This window comes from Amycolatopsis sp. NPDC000009, assembly GCF_055563465.1.
Genome location: NZ_JBVHDI010000017.1, coordinates 91,144 through 108,827, shown reverse-complemented (window position 1 = coordinate 108,827; position 17,684 = coordinate 91,144). Strand labels below are relative to the sequence as shown.

The window sequence follows — 17,684 nt, the reverse complement described above, 5'->3', positions numbered from 1 at the left end:
GATGACGACAGAATTCACCGCCGCCACCGTGCACGACCTGCCGCCCGCGGACCTCGTCCTGGGCGACCGCGTCGCCGGCCGGATGTACACCGACCCGGCGATCTTCGACCAGGAGATGACGAAGATCTTCGAGCGCGCCTGGATCTGGGTCGCGCACGAATCGGAGCTGCCCAAGTCCGGCAGCTTCAAATCGACCCACGTCGGACGGCATCCGGTCATCGTGACCAAGGACCGCAAGGGCGAGATCCGCACGCTCGTGAACCGCTGCCGCCATCGGGGTGCGTCGCTCTGCGAAAAGAAAACGGGCCACGCCAACGGGTTCACCTGTCCGTACCACGCCTGGTCCTACGGCCTCGACGGCAAGCTGCGTGGCATCCCGTACCCCGACGGGTACGAGGGCGTCATGGACAAGGCCGATCTCGGCTTGAAGACCCTGCGCACCGAGTCGTACGGCGGGATGATCTTCGCGACCCTGAACGCCGACGCCGAACCGTTGGCCGACTTCCTCGGCGACGTCAAACCGTGGATCGACCGCTTCATGGCGCAGGGTGGCGGCTATCCGGTGAAGGTGCTCGGCACCCATCGGTTCACCTACCGCGGCAACTGGAAGATCCAGCTGGAGAACACCACCGACGGGTACCACTTCCCCATCGTGCACCGCTCGTGGATGGCCTCGGTCGACGCCGAAACCGCCGAGATGATGTCGTTCATGACCGATCCGACCGCGCTCACCCACGACCTCGGCAACGGCCACTCGGTGATGCAGATGGTTCCCGAACACTCCGATCTCGACGCCGACGACGGCAGCGAGCCGCTCCAGCCGCGGTTCGACGGCCTGGTCGCCCAGCTCGAAGCCGCCGGAGCGGCCGAAGCCGAGATCCGGAGGCTCGTCCGTGCCGTGCACGGCACGGGGTTCAACCTCAACCTGTTCCCGAACGTGTCGATGTCGATCTCGTTCTTCCGGGTGCTGCGGCCGATCAGTGTCGACGAGACCGTCATCGAACACGTCGCCCTCGGCAGCGACGGCCCGGCCGAGATCGTCGCGCCCGTCAACCGGGAGCGGCTGCGCGCCCACGAGCATTTCCAAGGTCCGTTCGGGTTCGGCACTCCGGACGACTCCGAGGGCTGGGACCGGGTGCAGCGCGGTGCCCAGGGCGCACCCGAGCTGCCGATCATGGTCAACCGCGGTCTGGGTCGCGAGAAGCCCTCCGCCGAGGGCTGGCCGACCAGCCACGTCACCGACGAGACCGGAATGCGGGCGGCGTACGCGCAATGGAAGCGGATGATGAGCGATGACTGAGACCCTCACCGATCCGCGGGTGGTCCGCGCGATCGAGCTGGCCTGGCGCGAGGCCGCGCTGCTGGACGCCAAGGAATACGAGGCCTGGCAACGACTTTACGCCGACGACGGGATGTACATCATCCCGATCGACCGCGACGCCGAAGACTTCGACGACGTCCTCAACATGGTCCACGACGACGCCCGGATGCGCGGGCTGCGCGTGCGGCGGATGACCGAGGGCTACGCACTCGCCGCGGTCGACTCGGCGATCACCGTGCGGACCGTGTCGCGTTTCATCCCCGCCGACGTCGACGACCGGTCGGTCACGCTCAAGGCCGCCCAGATCATCGTGGCGTACAAACGGGGCCGCCACGACCTCTGGGCCGCGGACGTCGATTACGTCGTCCGCCTCGGCGCCGGCGGCGACGAGGACCGCTTCGCCCGCAAGGTCGTCCGGCTGGTCAACGCCGACGAAGCCGTTCCCGCCGCGGGATTCCTGCTGTGAGCGGCACCGCGCCGGTCGCCGTGGTCACCGGCGGGGCGACCGGGCTGGGCGAGCAGATCGCCCGGCGCCTGCACAGCGGTGGCCATCGGGTGGCGGTCGCCGACCTCGACGAAGCGGCCGCGAAACGGCTCGCGACCGAACTCGACCGGAGCGGGGCACACGCCCAGAGCTACCGCGTCGACGTCGCCAGCCGTCCCGACATCGACCAGCTGCTCGCGTCGGTGCTCGGTGACTTCGGCGGTGTCCAGGTGCTGGTCAACAACGCCGCCCGCACGCAGGCACGGCCGTTGCTGGAGATCACGCCGCAGGAGCTCGACGAGGTGATGGCGGTGAACTTCAACGGCACCTTCCACGCCTGTCAGCTGTTCGGCGCGCATATGGCCGAGGCCGGGTACGGCCGGATCGTCAACCTGGCCTCCCTGGCGGGGCAGAACGGCGGCACCACGACCGGCGGCCACTACGCGTCATCCAAGGGCGCGATCCTGACGGCGACCAAGGTGTTCGCCCGCGAGCTCGCCGCCAGGGGCGTCACCGTGAACGCGGTCTCCCCCGGCCCGCAGGACAGCCCCATGGTCCACCGGCTCGTCGGCGAGGAGAACCTCGACCGGCTGACGGCCGGGATCCCGGTGGGGCGCCTGGGCAGTATGACGTTCATCGCCGAAATGGTGGCGTTGCTCGCCTCCCCCGAAGCCGCCTCCGTCACCGGCGCCTGCTGGGACGCCAACGGCGGCCTGTTCATGCGCTGACCTGGAGGCACCTGGATGACGAACGTCCTCTTCCGCGTCGTCGAAATCACCGAAGAGACGTCGGAAATCCGAACCCTGCGGCTGGTCCGGCAGGACGACGAGCCACTGCGCGTCCGCTACCGGGCGGGGGCGCACGTCGACGTGGTCGGTCCGACGGGGGTGCTGCGGCAGTATTCGCTGTGCGGCGCCCCAGACGACCCGCGGTCGATCCTGATCGCGGTCAAACGGGAACCGGATTCGCGGGGCGGATCCGTGGCGATGCATCAGGTTTCGGTGGGCGATCACCTCAAGATCAGCGAGCCGCGCAATCTGCTGACCGTCGCCGAAGACGCGGACCGGCACGTCCTCGTCGCCGGCGGGATCGGTATCACTCCGCTGCTGTCGATGGCCTACGAGCTCTACACGTGGGGCAGCGAATTCGAACTCCACTATTTCGCGCGCTCGCGGGAAACCGCGGCGTTCGTGGAACTGCTGGAAGAACGCGTGGAGTTCGCCGACCGGATCCGCCCGCATTTCGGCGTCCCCCGTGCCGACCAGCCCGCCGTCCTCCGGGCGATCGCCGAAGACCTGACGCCGTCGACCCACGTCTACACCTGTGGCCCCGACGGTTTCATGCGGCGGGTCGGCGACGTGCTCGGCCCGGTGGTCGGCGCGGACCACGTGCACGTCGAGCATTTCGAAGCCGCCGAGGTGGACACGTCGGCCGACCGGCCGCTCACCGTCGAACTCGACACCGGTGAGGAATTCGAGGTACCCGCTGGGAAATCCATCCTGTCGGTCCTCGAGGACAACGGCATCGAGGTCTTCAAGTCCTGTGAGGAAGGCATTTGCGGCTCGTGCGTGTCCGGCGTTCTGGAGGGCACCCCCGATCACCGGGACAACTGCCTGACCGCCGCCGATCGGGAAAGCCAGATGGCGCTCTGCGTCTCACGCGCGCTCACCGACAGACTCGTCATCGAGCTGTACTGAGCGAACCCTCCACCGCCCAATCACCCCTGATTGTCCCAAGTGGACACCCGAAGGCTGGTCGGCTCAAGTCCTCCTCGGTGAGCGCGGCGCGGACCGGTCGTCCCCACGGACACGCTCGGTAGCCCGCGTAGCCACCGAATGGCGAATAGCCGGGCGACCGCTCCGCTGGCACGCTGAATTCGGTCCGCTCCGCCGAGAAAGGGTGATCCCCGGTGACGCGTCCCCTCGTGCTGGACCCGCACGGCAACGACATCCACGCCGAGAACGAGCGATTGCGCGAGCACGGCCCGATCACCCGGGTGGAGTTACCGGGCGGTGTGGTGGCCTGGTCGGTCACGGGTTACGAACTCCTGCGCGACCTGCTCAGCGACCCGCGCGTGTCCAAGGACGCGCGCCGGCACTGGCCGGCGCTGGCCGACGTCAGCGCGGACTGGCCGTTGCTGGTGTGGGTCTCGGTGCGGAACATGTTCACCGCTTACGGCGCCGACCACCAAAGGCTGCGCTCGCTCGTTACGCAGGCTTTCACGGCACGGCGGATCGCCACCCTGGAACCGTGGATCACGCGGATCGTCGATGACCTGCTGACCGGCCTCGAAGCCTTGCCCGAGGGCGAACCCGTTGACCTGCGGGAGAATTTCGCCTATCCGGTGCCCATCGAAGTGATCTGCCACCTGTTCGGCGTACCGGATTCCGCGCGCGGCAACCTGCGGCACTCCGTCGACGTCTTCTTCCGGACCTCGGCGAGCCAGGACGCGATGCTGGCGGCGTACCAGGACATCCACTCGATCTTCACCGAACTCGTCGCCGAGAAGCGGAAGAATCCCGGCGAGGACCTCACCACCGCCCTCATCGCCGCGCAGGACGACGGCGCCCGGCTGGACGAAACCGAACTGATCGACACGCTCATCCTGTTCATCTCGGCGGGTCACGAGACCACCGTGAACCTGCTCGACCAGGCCATCACCGCCCTGCTGACCCATCCCGCCCAGCTCGCCATGATCCGCGACGACCGGGTCTCGTGGGCCGACGCGATCGAGGAAACGTTGCGCTGGCAGGCGCCCGTGGCCAACCTGCCTTTGCGTTACGCCGTCGAGGACATCGCCGTCGCCGACGTGGTCATCCGGCAGGGTGACGCGATCCTGGCCGGCTACGCCGCCGCGGGACGAGACCCGGCGGTGCACGGGCACGACGCCGGCGCTTTCGACGTCACCCGCACCGACAAAGCGCACGTCTCGTTCGGCTACGGCGCGCATTACTGCATCGGCGCACCGCTGGCGCGGTTGGAGGCCGCGATCGCCCTTCCGGCCTTGTTCGCACGATTCCCGGACCTGACTCTCGCGACCCCTCCCGACGCGATGCGGCACCTCGACTCGTTCATCTCCAACGGACATCGCGGCCTGCCGGTCATGCTGAACCGCCGGGTGGCCGCCTTGTAGCTCAGTCCTGGTGCTCGCGTCGCGAGACCTCACGCCAGGGGGCGACCCGTCCAGCGGCGTTGCGAAAGCCACTTTCGCAACCTTGAAGGTTGGGAAAGTGGCTTTCGCAACGCACCCGCGAAACGGCGGCGTCAGCGCCGGCGGAACCGGGCGGCCAGCGCGGCCATCGGCGACCGCCGCGCCCGCACCGGCAGCCTGCCGGACGTGATGTCCTCCAGCAGCGTCGCCACGGTCTCCCGCGCACAAGTGCGGTTCGCGCCGATCCCACCCGAGGGACCGCGTTTGATCCAGCCGACCACGTAGGCGCCGCTGCGTCCGTTGACGCGGCCGCCGGTGTTCGGGATCGTGCCGCGGGTGTCGTCGAACGGAAGACCCGGCACCGGCACACCCCGATAGCCGACCGCGCGGACGACCTGGCCCGCCGCGATTTCGACCGATTCGTCCCGGCCCGTGACGCGAAGGCCCCGTACCTGGGTGTCGCCGATGATCCCAGTGGGCGCGGAGTGGAACCGCAGGACGATCCGCCGTGCGTCCGAGTCCGGCGGCGCGGTCCAGTCGACGGTCTCGCGGCCGACTTCGCGCAGCAGAGCGGCTTTGCCGGTGCCCGCGTCGATCGCGGCCGTGGTGCGCGGGTCCGCGTCGTCGACGACGAGCGGCACACCGGCGCGCCCCGCCAGCGCGAGCAGCTCCGGCGAGGTGTACGCGGCGTCCTCCGGCCCGCGCCGGGCGAGCAGCACGACTTCCCGGATCTTGCTGGTACGCAAGCATTCCAGCGCGTGCGGGGCGATCGTGGTCCCGGCGAGGTCGTCGGGGTCGGCGGTGAGGATCCGGGCGACGTCGAGCGCGACGTTGCCGGTGCCGACCAGAACCACCCGTTCCGCGGAGAGGTCCACCGCGTTCACGGGAACGTCCGGATGACCGTTGTACCAGGCGACGACGGTGGTCGCGGCGATACTGCCGGGCAGGTCCTCGCCGTCCAGGCCGAGGTCGCGCGCCGACGACGCACCGACCGCGTAGACGACCGCGTCGTGACGCTCGGCCAGCTCGTCCACGGACACGTCGCGGCCGACCTCGGTGCCCAGGCGCATCCGCAGCCGCGGATGTTCGTGAAGGCGCGAGAACGTCTCACCGATCCGCTTCGTGGCGGGATGGTCCGGGGCGACGCCGTAGCGGACGAGCCCGCCCGCGACCGGCAGCCGGTCGATCAGGGTGACTCGCGCGTTCGTGTGGAGGAGCAGGTCCTCCACGGCGTACATCCCGGCCGGGCCGGTGCCGACGACGGCGATGTCGGGCGGCGCGAAATCGCTCGGGATGGCCCGGTCGAACGCCGGCGGGGCCCACCGATGGAAGTTCGGCGCCGGATCCACCGAAGGAACGGTCTCACGGTCGGCGTAGAAGTCCGCGTTGATCCCCGCGTAGACCTCCAGCGGTCCGGTCAGCAGATCCGCCGGGAAGATCGCGTCCACCGGGCAGGCGTCCGCGCAGGCCCCGCAGTCGATGCACGAGTCCGGATCGACGTAGAGCATCTCGGTGGTGCCGAAGTCGGGCTCGTCCGGCGTCGGGTGGATGCAGTTGACCGGACAGACCGACACGCAGGTGGCGTCGTTGCAGCAGGTCTGGGTGATCGCGAAGGCCATGTCAGATCAGGTTCGCCCGCTTGTAGAACACCAGCGCGGGGCGGGTGAGCAGACCGCACGAGCCGAGGAACTCCATCAGGCCGGCACAGCTCGACCGCATCATCGCCTTGTGGTGCTCGTTGGCCTTCGCCTCGCGCAACGCGCGCTTGGTGTCGAGCCCCGCGTTCTTGTAGACGTCGCGGTTGATCATGCTGCTGACGATGAAGTACGACGCGATCGCGATGACCAGCGCGTTGATCCGGCGGCGCACGAAACCCGCGCCCTCCAGCTGCTCCCGCGTCTCCTCACGGGCGAACTTCATGTGCCGGGATTCTTCGACCACGTGGATGTTGTTGATGGTACGCACGAACGGGACCACGCGCTCGTCACGCATCCAGTCGCGCTGCATCACATCGAGGACCTCTTCGGCCACGAGGATGGCCGCGTACGCCGCTTCGCCGTTCGCCGTCGCCTTGAAGACCCGGCCGAGTTCGACGGCGAGCTTGCGCGGACGGTACGGGGGCGCGCCGAGCTTCTCCGCACCGCGGGCGAACATGATCGAGTGGCGGCATTCGTCGGCGATCTCGGTGAGCGCCCATTGGAACGCCGGGTCGGTCGGGTCCTTGGCGTAGAAATCGCGAAGCACCATCTGCTGCAGGATCATCTCGAACCAGATGCCGGTGCTCGCGACCGAAGCGGCTTCCTGGCGTGTGAGCTCCTTCTGCTGCTCCGTGCTCATCTCGGCCCAGTAGCTCGTGCCGTAAAGCGTGCTCCACTCCGGGCTGGCACCGTGGTAGTCCTTGTCCAGCGGCGTCTCCCAGTCCACCTCGGTGGCGGGGTCGTAGGACAGCATCGCGGACGAATCGAGAAGCCGCTGCGCGGTCTCGTGGCGGCCTGCCCCGGCCGTTGCCGCGGCGCGTGGCACATCGGTGCTGGTCATACGGACCTCCCTGACGACGTCGACAGAGTGCGCGGCTACCTGTTACCGCGATTCACTGTTACTCAAGGTAACATATAGAACCAGCCCGCGAAAGAAGGGGAGATCCGCCCATGACCGCACCTCGCCGCATCGCCACCTTCGACCACGACGGACTCGTCTTCGACGTCCGGGACACCGGACCGCTCGACGGCACGGTCGTCGTCCTGCTGCACGGCTTCCCGCAGACCGGCGCCTCCTGGACCGAGACCGCCACCCTGCTCCACCAGCGGGGATACCGCACGATCGTGCCCGACCAGCGCGGGTACTCACCCCGCGCGCGACCACGAGGCCGCTTCGCCTACCGGTCCGGCCGCCTCGTGGCCGACACCGTCGCCCTCGTCGAGACCCTGGGCTCCGGGCCGGTCCACCTCGTCGGACACGACTGGGGTGCCGTCGCGGCCTGGTCGACGGCGGCCCGACGACCGGACCTGGTCAGGTCGCTGACCACCGTGTCGGTCCCGCATCCCGGCGCGTTCCTCCGCGCGATGCTCACCAGCGACCAGCTCGTCCGGTCGTACTACATGTTCCTGTTCCAGCTCCCCTGGCTGCCGGAATTCGTCCTCCGGCGCCGGCCACGCTTACTGGACCGCACGTTGACCGGCACCGGGATGACACCCGCCCAGGTCGAGCAGGTCCGCCGGGACATCGTCCACGGCGGAGCCCTCACCGGCGGGCTGAACTGGTACCGCGCGATGCCCTTCCAGCACCAGGGCTCCCTCCGCACCCGGGTCACCGTGCCGACCACGCACGTCTGGAGTGACGGCGACACCGCGCTGTCCCGGCGCAGCGCCGAACTCGCCGGCCAGTACGTCGACGCCGGCTACCGGCTCGAAATCCTGACCGGCGTCAGCCACTGGGTCCCCGAAGAAGCCGCGACGACGCTGGCCGCCATCATCGACCGCACCGCCGCGGAGTCACCTAGTCGACCGGCGTGACCTCGGCCATCTCCGACCAGGCGTCGCCGTCGAGGTTCTGGTAGTTGATCCGGGGCTTCTCCGCGACGACGGTCGACATGAACGGGAAGAAGTCCTGGGCATGCTGGGTCGCGACATGCGCGTCACCGGCGGCGCTGTCGGCGAACACCTCGACGAGGACGAACTCGTTCTCGTCACCGGCGTTCTGGTAGTAGTCGAACGAGATGTTCCCGGGTTCGCTGCGCACCTGCTGCGTGTACTGCTCGATACCCGCCAGCCACTCGGCTCGCTTCTCGGGACGGATCCGTGCTTTGAGGACGATGAGGATCATGGCCCGAGTATCGCAAAGAGGGCCTTCACGCGCTCCGCTCCAAGGCCGGATGAAAGACTGTCCCGGTGATCACGCGGCTCCAGTCCTGTTGGTCCGCGATCCGGTACCTGGCGGTCGGCGCGGTCTCCTCGATGGTCGCCTGGTTCGTCCTCGTCGGCATGGTGTTCGTGCTGCTGATGTGCCCGTTCGGGGTCGGGATCCCGGCGTTGCCCGTCGCGCTCCAGCTGATCCGCCGTCCGGTCACCTTCGAACGCCGCCGGGCCGCCCGCCTGCTGGGTGAGCCGATCCCCGAGCCGTACCGGTCCGGGAACCCGGTGACCGACCCGGCGTCGCGCCGCGACCTTGGCTGGCTCGTCTTTCACGGTGCCACCGGGTTCGTCGTCGGCATCTTCGCCATCGCCCTGCCGCTCGGCGGGCTCCGGCAGATCGTCACGGCGTTCATCTGGCCGATGGTGCCCGGCGGGGTGCAGAGCTCGCTCGGGTTCATGGTCACGTCGTGGCCCATGGCGGCGCTCAGCGCGATCACCGGTGTCGGCATGGTCGCCCTGATCTTGCTGTTCCCCCGTGTGGCCCGTTGGCAGGCCTCCATCGCGCGCAGGCTGCTCGCTCCCGCGCCCGGCGTCGTGCTGACCGACCGAGTCGTCGAACTGGCCGCTTCGCGTGCCGCCGCGCTGGAGGCGCACGGCGCCGAACTCCGTCGTCTCGAACGGGATCTCCACGACGGGACGCAGGCGAGGATCGCCGCGGTGGTCCTGCAGCTGGGGATCGCCGATTCGCTGTTCGACAAGGATCCACATAAGGCCAGGGAACTCCTTGGCAAGGCACAGGACACCGCGACCGGAGCGCTGGCCGAACTCCGGACCGTCGTCCGCAGCATCCATCCGCCGCTGCTGTCCGACCGCGGCCTCGACGGCGCCGTCACCGCGCTGGCCGACCGCTGCCCGGTCCCGTGCTCGGTGGACGTGCGCAGCCGCAGCCGCCGTCCCGCCGCCGTCGAAGCGGCCGCGTACTTCGTGGTCGCCGAGATGCTGGCCAACATCACCAAACATTCCGGTGCCGAACACGCTTGGATCACCCTCGACGGCACCGCCGACACCCTGCTCATCGAGATCCGCGACGACGGCCACGGCGGCGCCGACGAAGCCGCGGGCAGCGGCCTGTCGGGAATCCGCAAACGGGCCGAGGCGTTCGATGGGACCTTGAAACTGTCCAGCCCCGCCGGTGGGCCGACCGTAGTGAAAGTGGAGTTGCCATGCGGGTCGTGATCGTCGAGGACGACGCGCTGCTGCGCGAAGGCCTGGTGATGCTGCTGAACACCTCGGGCATCGACGTCGCCGCGGCGGTGGACGACGTGGACGAGTTCCTCGAACTGGTCGCCAAGGACCGGCCCGACGCGGTCATCACCGACGTCCGGCTACCGCCGACCCACACCGACGAAGGTCTCCGCGCGGCCGTCAAGGCACGGAAAATGCACCCCGGGCTGCCCGTGCTCGTGCTGTCCGCGCACGTCGAAACCGGCTACGCGGCGGAACTTCTCGCCGACGGCAAGGGCGCCGTCGGGTACCTGCTGAAGGAGCGGGTCGGGAAGGTGGAGAAGTTCCTCGACGCGCTGGACCGGGTCGTCAAGGGCGGGACGGCCATGGACCCCGAGGTCATCACCCAGCTGATGGCGCACCGCCGGGCAACCGACCCGCTCGAAGGGCTGACCGCGCGGGAGCGCGAGGTGCTCGGGCTGATGGCGGAGGGCTACAACAACACGACCATCGCCGAACTGCTGGTGGTGAGCGACGGCGCGGTGCACAAGCACATCCGGAACATCTTCGCGAAACTCGGGCTGCCGGAGGACAGCGGGCACCGTCGGGTCCTGGCGGTGCTGGCGTATCTGGGCGGGAAGGGCTGAGGACTGGACGGCCGTGTCGTCCGTCCAATCACGCGTGTCGTCCGCCGGATCACGCGTGTCGTCCATCCAGTCACGAAGCTCCGAGTTCTTCCGCCAGCCCGACGACGATGCCCTCGGGACCGCGGACGTAGCAGAGCCGGTAGATGTCCTCGTACCGCTCCAGCTCGCCCACGAGTTCCGCGCCGTGGACACGCAGGCGTGCGACGACGTCCTCGATGTCGTCCACCGCGAACATGACCCGGCGGATCCCCAGCGTGTTCGCCGGAGCGTCCTTCGGTTCGGGCGTGATGGCCTTCGGCCGATGGAACTTCGCCAGCTCGATCCGGCCGGGACCGTCCGGGACACGCAGCATCGCGACGTCCTGGCGGACGTCTTCGAGCCCGACGACCCGTTCCGCCCCCGGCCAGTCGAGCGGTCCCTTGCCCTCCAGCTCCATTCCTAATTCGACGAAGAACGCGATGACCGCGTCAAGGTCTTCGACGACGATGAGCACGTTGTCCATCCGCTGGATCGCCACGCTGGGTCTCCTTCGCTCGGCGCGGTCGCGGAGGTAGCGCCAGCACCACCTCGCGACGGGGGCCACTCCCCTGTTCGCCGGTCCTGCCCAACCGTAGCGTCTTTCTCATGAACGACATCGAAAAGTCCAGCGGCGCACTGGTCACCGCTTCCCTCTGGCTCGTCCTCCTCGGCAGCGCGGCCACCAACGCGATCGGCCAGTTCGCGGGGCTGGACTGGACCCTCCGCATGATCGCCGGCGCCGTCGCGGTCGTGTGCATCGTGCTGCTGATCATTCGCCACCTGGCTCGGCGCAAAGCCTGAGCCATTCGACGGCCCGCGCCGCGGCGAACCCGATGAACGCGTCCCGCTCCGGCACCCGTGACCGCGCGTCGACGGCGTCGGTGAAAACCCCGACCGCGTAACGGCCGCCATCGGGATACTCGACCACGCCGACCTCGTTGCGCACCGCCGGAAGAGTCCCGGTCTTGCCGCTGACGCGGATCCCGTCGTCCGGGAATCCGGACCGGAGCCGGTGCGGCCACACCTGGAGTTCCATCCAGCGCCGGACGTCCGCGCACGCGGCCGGCGACGCGGCCTCGTCACGCCAGATCATCCCCAGCAACCGGGTGATTTCTTCGGCTGTCGTGGCACAGCTGTGCTCCGGCTGGAGCGCTCGCAACGACGCGATGCGCTCCATCGGGAGTTCGGTCAGCAGTCTTTCGTCGTCCTCGTAGGAGATTCCGAGGTCCTCACCGATACCGCCGAGCACCTCCCCGCAGTCCTGTGACACGGTGGTGTGCTCTAAACCGAGGCCACGCAACGTTTTCTCCGTCGACTCCCGGCCGACGCGGTCGAGGATCAGGTCGGTGGCGACGTTGTCGCTGATCCCGATCATCAGGATCGCGAGGTCATACCAGGACATCGAGATCTCGTGCCGGAAGGTGGCGAGGCCGTACGGGCTCGGTGTGGGGTGTCCAGGTGGGACGGTGACCCGCTCGCCGAGGTCGAGCCCGCCTTCGGCACCCTGCTTCGCCAGTTCCAGCGCGATCGGAACCTTGAAGACCGACGCCGTGACGACGGGGGTGTGCTCGTCGATCCCGAACCGCCGGGTGCCGTCGATTTCGGCCGCGTGCAACCGGATCCGGACGCCTGCTTCCTTCGCTCGTTCGGTGATCGTTTCGATGACTTCGGACTCGGTGGGCATGAGACTCCTGTCTGTTCGACGAGAGGTGGACTGGGGCGGCGTTGCGAAAGCCACTTTCGCAACGTTGAAGGTTGCGAAAGTGGCTTTCGCAACGTCTTCCGGTGGCTCACGTGGCAGGTGGGCATAGGGCCCAGGTGGCCGACTCACGAGGCCGAGCTGGATTCCGCCGGAGCGAAAGAGAACTGCGCCGGGTTCTGCGGCACCCAGAACGCCATCACCGCGGTGAGGAACGTCGTGCCGATCAGGAAACCGAACGCGGCGGTGTAGGAGAAAGTGTCGGCGAGCCACCCCATCGCCACCGGCGCGACGGCGCCCGCCACCTGGCCGCCGAAGTTCATCACGCCCATGCCGATCCCGGTGACCGCTGTGGGCAGTACACGCAGCGGCAGGCCGAATACGGCCATCGTCGCCATACCGAACACGGCGAGGGCGAGCGTCTCGTAGACGGTGAACTCCGTGGTGCTGTCCGCGTTCACCATCAACGTCAGCAGCACCACGGTCACCAGTGAGATCGAACCGAGGTACCAGCGGCCGTGATCGTGGAAATACCGGTCGAACAGCCAGCCGCCGAGAATGGTCGTGCCGATGCTGACCAGCATCGGGATCGCGGCCAGGATCCCGGTCTGGCTCAGCGACAGCCCCCTCGACTCCAGCAGGTAGCTGGGCACCCAGGTGATCATCCCGTAGTTGAGCATGTTGGTGACGCAGAACAGCAGGGTGAACTTCCAGATCACCGGCGACTTCAGCACCTGTTTCCGGGACACCTCTGGGGTTTTCACCACGTCGCGCGGGAGGCTGCTCAGCCTTTCGGGCAAGGCCTTGGGCAGGATCGTCCACACGGCAACGCCGATGAGCGCGCCGACCCCCGCCATCCAGAAGAACGTGTGCCGCCAGCCGACCGCCATCAGCAGCGGGCCGACGATCAGCGGCGCGAGGCCGGCGCCGATACCGCCCGCGGACAGCATCACGCCGGTCACCGTCGCGCGATTGCCCGGGGTGGTCCGTTCGGCGATCGCCTTGAACGAGGCCGCCGGGAAAAGTCCTTGGCACACACCGAAAAGGCCGCGGACGACGAGCAGCATGCCGAAGGTGCCCGCCATCCCGGTCATCGCGGTGAACGCCGACCAGAGCAGCAGGGTGACCAGCATCGGCCCGCGCGAACCGTACCGGTCTGCGAGGAAACCCGCCGGGATCTGGCACACCATGTACACCAGCGCGAACACGGTGACGAGCCAGCCCTGCTCGGTCTTGCTGAGCTCGAACTCGGCGCCGATCATCGGCAGCGCCATCCCGATCGAGAACCGGTCGATGTAGTCGACCGCCCACGCGCACACCATCACCACCATCGTGATGAGCGCCGTCCGGTTGATCCGCCGTGCTGTCCAGGTGTCCTCGTTGACCACTGCCGTCATGGCGCCTCCGCGGGATTTCGGAAGAGAAGGGAGAACGGCGCGAACGTGGCGCCGGTCACTCATTCTGAAACGCGGTCGTCGACCGGAGTTCGTGCGATCACACGAACATCGGCCGTCCTTTCGGGACGGGAGACCAAGGTCAGTCTTCGGCGCCCGGCGGCCCGGTCCGCGCGTCACGGGGCAGCAGCCGCAATTGCAGCATCGCGGCGAACCTCTCCCCCGCGTCGTCGAGGTCGATCTCGCCGACTTCGGCGAGGCGCCGCAGCCGGTAGCGGAAGGTGTTCGGGTGGACGTAGGCCGACGCGGACGCGGCTCCGATGTCACCGAAGGCGTCGAGCCAGCACCGAAGGGTGTGCACCAGTTGTGACTGGTGCTGAGCGTCATAGGCGAGCAAACGCGCGACCGGTCCGGTCGCGACGTCTCCTCTGGCCGCGGCGAGGTCGGCCAGCTCCAGCATGAGCGCGTCGACGTGGACGTCTTCGGCGGTCGCGACGCGTTTGGCGCCACCGTTGGTGAGCAGCACGCGCAACGCCCGGTCCGCGCCGTCGCGGGAGGCGCGGAGACCGGACGCGTCGAGCGCGAGCGGTCCGATGCCGATGGCGGCCGCCGCCCGGCGTCCCGTGCGCTCCAGGAAGGTCGACGCGACCCGCACCGAACGCTCCTGGCAGTCGGCCTGACCGCCGGGCATCGGGAGGATGCCGTAGGCCACGTCGCCGACCAGCGCGACGGCCGAACGAGGCTGGACGGCGCTCAGGTGCATGGCCAGCGCGTCGGCGACCCGCTGGCGGTCCGCGACCAGCCGGAGGTCGTCCTCGGGGTCGGGCGCGCCCAGGAGTCCCATGGCGAGCACGATCGACGGCTGGCCGAGCAACCCGAGCCGGGCGATGGCCTCCGGCGCGCCGGCGCCTCCTTCGAGTGCCGTGCTCACCAGATCCGCGCGCAGCCGCCGTTCGACGTCGGCGCCCGCGCGCAACCGGAGCAGGTGCAACGCGACGAGTTTGGCGGCGTCGATCAATGCCTGGGTGCGCTCCGCGCTGAGCGGTTCCCGGACCGCCGCCCAGATCGAGCCGAGCACCTCGTCGCCGGCGCGGACGGCGAGCGCCACGCGGGGAAGCGCGATGGCGTTGTCGTCGTACCGCTGCGGATCGACGTACACGGGAGTCTGGTCTCGGTACAGCTTCTCGAAGACGCCGTCCTGTTCGAGGCCGCGGGCGAACCGCTCCGGCACCTGCCTGCCGAGGATCGTTTCCACCCGGGACGGGTCCGCTTCGTCCTGCCGGCCGGAGAACGCGAGGATCCGGTTGTTGCGATCCTCGATGGTCACCGGCGCGTCGATGAGCGCGGCGATCGCGTTGGCCAGCGCGAAGAGATCACCCGAAGGCATTCCGCCGAGGGTCTGCGGCGAGACCTCGCCGACGTCCTCTTCGGCGAGCAAGGTCCTCAGCATGGCGGCGAGTTGCGCCCATGACGCGCCTCGCGCGAGCCCGAGCAGGGCGACCCCGGACGATTCCGCGGCTCGCCGGAGTTCCGGCGCCGGGGTGACGGGAGACCGGACGACGAGCGCCGCCGCGCCTCTGGCACCCACGTCGTGCAAGAGGCGGACGACCTCGTCCTGATCCCGCACCCCGACGCCGAGCACGACGGCTCCGCCAGGGATTTCGGATTCGTCGTGCGGATCGTGGATGACCACCCCGCCGAGCTGTTTGCGGGTGGTCCGGCCGACCGCGACCGGTTCCAGGAGCACGTCCCCGAGGTCTTCGAGGACGCGCCCCAAGCTCATATGCGGCTTGCTGGGCACCGGTGTCAGCACCCCCCGAAGTTAAACCCGGCGTCACCGAACCGATCGGTTCGATCCGACCAAATCTAACCCCGGATTTCGTACCGCGCTACGAACCGATCCACGCTTTCTCCTTGGTGACCTCGTCCAGGAGCTCGGGAATCGGAGTCACGCCGAGCCCCGGTCCGGTCGGCACCGGCAGGTGCCCGGCGTCGAGCACGAACGGTTCGGTGATGTCCGTGCGGTAGAACCGGCCGGACGCCGAGGTGTCACCCGGCAGCGTGAAACCGGGCAGCGAGGCGAGCGCGACGTTGGCCGCCCGGCCGAGCCCGGTCTCGATCATCCCGCCGCACCACACCGCCACCCCGTGCGCCGCGCAGACGTCGTGCACCCGGCGGGCTTCGAGGTACCCGCCGACCCGGCCCGGTTTGATGTTGACGATCTGGCAGGCGCCGAGCTTGATCGCGTCCGCGGCGGCCTTGGCCGAGACGATCGACTCGTCGAGGCAGATCGGTGTCCGGACGCGTTTCGCCAGCTCGGCGTGGCCGAGCACGTCCTCCTCTTCGAGCGGCTGCTCGATCAGCAGCAGGTCGAACGGGTCGAGCCGGGACAGCAGCGGCGCGTCGCCCAGGGTGTACGCGGTGTTCGCGTCGACCTGGAGCAGCACGTCGTCACCGAAGCGCTCACGTACCCGACGGACCGGCTCGACGTCCCAGCCGGGTTCGATCTTCAGCTTGATCCGGACATAGCCCTCGTCGAGGTAGCCGCCGACGACGTCGAGCAGCTGCGGGATCGAGTCCATGATGCCGACCGAGACCCCACAGGCCACGGAGTCCCGGGTGGACCCCAGCTCGGCCGCGAAGGAGCGGTCGTGCGCGCGGAGTTCGGCGTCGAGGACCGCCATCTCCAGCGCCCCCTTCGCCATCCGGTGGCCCTTGAACTTCGCCAGCAACGGCGTCACCTTGTGCGCGGTCACGTCTTCGGCGGCCAGCAGCGCGGGGATCAGGTGATTCCGCAGTACGTGCTCGGCCGCGTCGTTGTACTCCGACGAGTAGAGCGGCGCCTCCATCGCCACGCATTCGCCCCAGCCCTCGCCCGCCGGGGTCACCGCGCGGACCAGCAGCAGTTCCCGCTCGGACTGGGTCCCGAACGACGTCCGGAACGGGGCCACGAGCGGCATCCGGACCCGGCGCAGTTCCACACCGCTGAGTTTCACGACTGCTCCTTCGAGATCACGTACCAGCCGGCACGATCGAAACCGGCGACCCGGGCGTTGTCCGCCATCAGTCCGCCGAGGACTTCGCGTAGGGCGACGCGCCACGCGTTACCGCGACCGGGATCGGTGCGGCGCAACCGTTCTATGTCGGGCGGGACCGCGACGAGCACGGTCGGCCCGTCGGTCGATCCGATGCTCGGACCGCCGTCGGAGTCGACCGAGAGCGCCTGCACGCCGCCCACGGCTTCCGCGTCGATCAGGACGGGTTCACCGAAAGCGGCGGCGCGGACCTCGGGGCTCCGGAGATCCCAGCCGACCATCAGCCGGTCGGTGTCACCCGAACCGTTGATGTCGTCCTCCATCGGACCGTAGAAGTCGCGCAGGTAGCCGATCGGGCGCGCGCCGAGTTTCCCCAGGTTGAAGTAGGCGTTGCGCCGCACCAGCGGGTCGAACGTCCAGGTGATCACCGAGACGTCCTGGAGAAGTGCCCACCCGCGCTGGTGCAGTTTGAGCGCATACCCGATCCCGCGGCCCGCGCCCGCCTTGGCGACACCGGCGATATGGCTGTGCAGGCTCGCCTTTCCGGGGTTGCCGAAGAAGCCGAAACAGGCCCCCAGCAGTTCACCGTTCGCGAACGCGCCCGCGACGTAGTTCCCGGCGGTGGACATCGCGCGGAGCAGTTCCGTGCTCACCGGTCTACCACCCGGCCCGGACCGCCAGATCGACTCGAACAGGCCGACCACGGCGGCCAGATCGGCGATCTCGGTCAGCTCGCGGATTTCGACGCCCGAAGCCACGGCCGCGGCCCGCGCGGCGGCGACAGCCTCGTCAGCCACCACCGCCGGCGCCGGGCTGTCCGCGTTCGTAGCAAGATTTGTCACGGGGCAATCCTTTCCCGG

Annotated in this window: 18 protein-coding genes; 9 read left to right on the top strand and 9 right to left on the bottom strand. The window is 68.9% G+C overall.

Features of this window, described 5'->3' with window-relative positions:
- Nucleotide 1: 1 nt before the first annotated feature.
- The 5 genes from ACZ3HL_RS33455 (at nt 2) to ACZ3HL_RS33435 (ending at nt 4,938) form a co-directional block, all read left to right on the top strand.
- Nucleotides 2-1,300, top strand: a complete 1,299-nt coding sequence (locus ACZ3HL_RS33455; protein WP_465535333.1) for an aromatic ring-hydroxylating oxygenase subunit alpha — start codon at nt 2-4, stop codon at nt 1,298-1,300.
- Nucleotides 1,293-1,787 carry an aromatic-ring-hydroxylating dioxygenase subunit beta gene (locus tag ACZ3HL_RS33450; protein ID WP_465535332.1) on the top strand — a complete coding sequence of 165 codons (495 nt, stop codon included), beginning with the start codon at nt 1,293-1,295 and terminating at the stop codon, nt 1,785-1,787. The genes ACZ3HL_RS33455 and ACZ3HL_RS33450 overlap by 8 nt, the downstream gene beginning before the upstream one ends.
- Nucleotides 1,784-2,533, top strand: a complete 750-nt coding sequence (locus ACZ3HL_RS33445) for an SDR family NAD(P)-dependent oxidoreductase (protein WP_465535331.1) — start codon at nt 1,784-1,786, stop codon at nt 2,531-2,533. Before ACZ3HL_RS33450 ends, ACZ3HL_RS33445 begins: the two co-directional genes overlap by 4 nt.
- 15 nt (nt 2,534-2,548) lie before the next feature.
- Nucleotides 2,549-3,502, top strand: a complete 954-nt coding sequence (locus tag ACZ3HL_RS33440; RefSeq protein ID WP_465535330.1) for a PDR/VanB family oxidoreductase — start codon at nt 2,549-2,551, stop codon at nt 3,500-3,502.
- A 212-nt stretch (nt 3,503-3,714) separates the two neighbouring features.
- Nucleotides 3,715-4,938 carry a cytochrome P450 family protein gene (locus ACZ3HL_RS33435; RefSeq protein ID WP_465535329.1) on the top strand — a complete coding sequence of 408 codons (1,224 nt, stop codon included), beginning with the start codon at nt 3,715-3,717 and terminating at the stop codon, nt 4,936-4,938.
- A gap of 131 nt (nt 4,939-5,069) precedes the next feature.
- On the opposite strand, the gene ACZ3HL_RS33430 is transcribed toward ACZ3HL_RS33435, so the two are convergent.
- Both ACZ3HL_RS33430 and ACZ3HL_RS33425 read right to left on the bottom strand, forming a co-directional pair.
- Complete coding sequence (locus tag ACZ3HL_RS33430) at nt 5,070-6,575, bottom strand: FAD-dependent oxidoreductase (RefSeq protein ID WP_465535328.1); 1,506 nt, start codon at nt 6,573-6,575, stop codon at nt 5,070-5,072.
- Between the two features lies 1 nt (nt 6,576).
- The gene (locus tag ACZ3HL_RS33425) at nt 6,577-7,494 is read right to left on the bottom strand and encodes an AurF N-oxygenase family protein (RefSeq protein WP_465535327.1); all 918 of its coding nucleotides are present in this window, start codon (nt 7,492-7,494) and stop codon (nt 6,577-6,579) included.
- A 110-nt stretch (nt 7,495-7,604) separates the two neighbouring features.
- On the opposite strand from ACZ3HL_RS33425, the gene ACZ3HL_RS33420 reads away from it, so the two are divergent.
- The gene (locus tag ACZ3HL_RS33420; protein ID WP_465535326.1) at nt 7,605-8,468 is read left to right on the top strand and encodes an alpha/beta fold hydrolase; all 864 of its coding nucleotides are present in this window, start codon (nt 7,605-7,607) and stop codon (nt 8,466-8,468) included.
- Here ACZ3HL_RS33420 and ACZ3HL_RS33415 read toward each other — a convergent pair.
- Nucleotides 8,452-8,778: a putative quinol monooxygenase gene (locus ACZ3HL_RS33415; protein ID WP_465535325.1), complete on the bottom strand. Its 327-nt coding sequence runs from the start codon at nt 8,776-8,778 to the stop codon at nt 8,452-8,454. The genes ACZ3HL_RS33420 and ACZ3HL_RS33415 overlap by 17 nt on opposite strands.
- A gap of 65 nt (nt 8,779-8,843) precedes the next feature.
- Between ACZ3HL_RS33415 and ACZ3HL_RS33410 the strand changes: the two genes are divergently transcribed.
- Nucleotides 8,844-10,043, top strand: coding sequence for a sensor histidine kinase (locus ACZ3HL_RS33410; protein ID WP_465535324.1), 1,200 nt, complete (start codon nt 8,844-8,846; stop codon nt 10,041-10,043).
- The gene (locus tag ACZ3HL_RS33405; RefSeq protein WP_465411505.1) at nt 10,031-10,678 is read left to right on the top strand and encodes a response regulator; all 648 of its coding nucleotides are present in this window, start codon (nt 10,031-10,033) and stop codon (nt 10,676-10,678) included. Before ACZ3HL_RS33410 ends, ACZ3HL_RS33405 begins: the two co-directional genes overlap by 13 nt.
- A gap of 70 nt (nt 10,679-10,748) precedes the next feature.
- Here the strand turns inward: ACZ3HL_RS33405 and ACZ3HL_RS33400 are convergent, their stop codons facing one another.
- Nucleotides 10,749-11,195 (bottom strand): VOC family protein, encoded by a 447-nt coding sequence (locus tag ACZ3HL_RS33400; RefSeq protein ID WP_465411506.1) that lies wholly within the window; start codon nt 11,193-11,195, stop codon nt 10,749-10,751.
- Between the two features lie 107 nt (nt 11,196-11,302).
- Here ACZ3HL_RS33400 and ACZ3HL_RS33395 point away from each other — a divergent pair, with 107 nt between their 5' ends.
- The gene (locus tag ACZ3HL_RS33395) at nt 11,303-11,497 is read left to right on the top strand and encodes a hypothetical protein (RefSeq protein ID WP_465411507.1); all 195 of its coding nucleotides are present in this window, start codon (nt 11,303-11,305) and stop codon (nt 11,495-11,497) included.
- On the opposite strand, the gene ACZ3HL_RS33390 is transcribed toward ACZ3HL_RS33395, so the two are convergent.
- The 5 genes from ACZ3HL_RS33390 to ACZ3HL_RS33370 all read right to left on the bottom strand — a co-directional run bounded on the left by ACZ3HL_RS33390 (nt 11,466) and on the right by ACZ3HL_RS33370 (nt 17,666).
- Nucleotides 11,466-12,380 carry a serine hydrolase gene (locus ACZ3HL_RS33390; RefSeq protein ID WP_465535323.1) on the bottom strand — a complete coding sequence of 305 codons (915 nt, stop codon included), beginning with the start codon at nt 12,378-12,380 and terminating at the stop codon, nt 11,466-11,468. The two genes, ACZ3HL_RS33395 and ACZ3HL_RS33390, sit on opposite strands and share 32 nt — an antisense overlap.
- 143 nt (nt 12,381-12,523) lie before the next feature.
- Nucleotides 12,524-13,792, bottom strand: a complete 1,269-nt coding sequence (locus ACZ3HL_RS33385) for an MFS transporter (protein WP_465411509.1) — start codon at nt 13,790-13,792, stop codon at nt 12,524-12,526.
- A 139-nt stretch (nt 13,793-13,931) separates the two neighbouring features.
- A complete protein-coding gene (locus tag ACZ3HL_RS33380; RefSeq protein WP_465411510.1) occupies nt 13,932-15,602 on the bottom strand; it encodes a PucR family transcriptional regulator in 1,671 nt (556 codons plus the stop codon).
- A gap of 76 nt (nt 15,603-15,678) precedes the next feature.
- Nucleotides 15,679-16,785 (bottom strand): o-succinylbenzoate synthase, encoded by a 1,107-nt coding sequence (gene menC / locus ACZ3HL_RS33375; protein ID WP_465411511.1) that lies wholly within the window; start codon nt 16,783-16,785, stop codon nt 15,679-15,681.
- On the bottom strand, nt 16,782-17,666 hold the full coding sequence (locus ACZ3HL_RS33370; protein ID WP_465535322.1) for a GNAT family N-acetyltransferase: 885 nt from the start codon (nt 17,664-17,666) through the stop codon (nt 16,782-16,784). Before ACZ3HL_RS33370 ends, menC begins: the two co-directional genes overlap by 4 nt.
- Nucleotides 17,667-17,684: the final 18 nt, after the last annotated feature.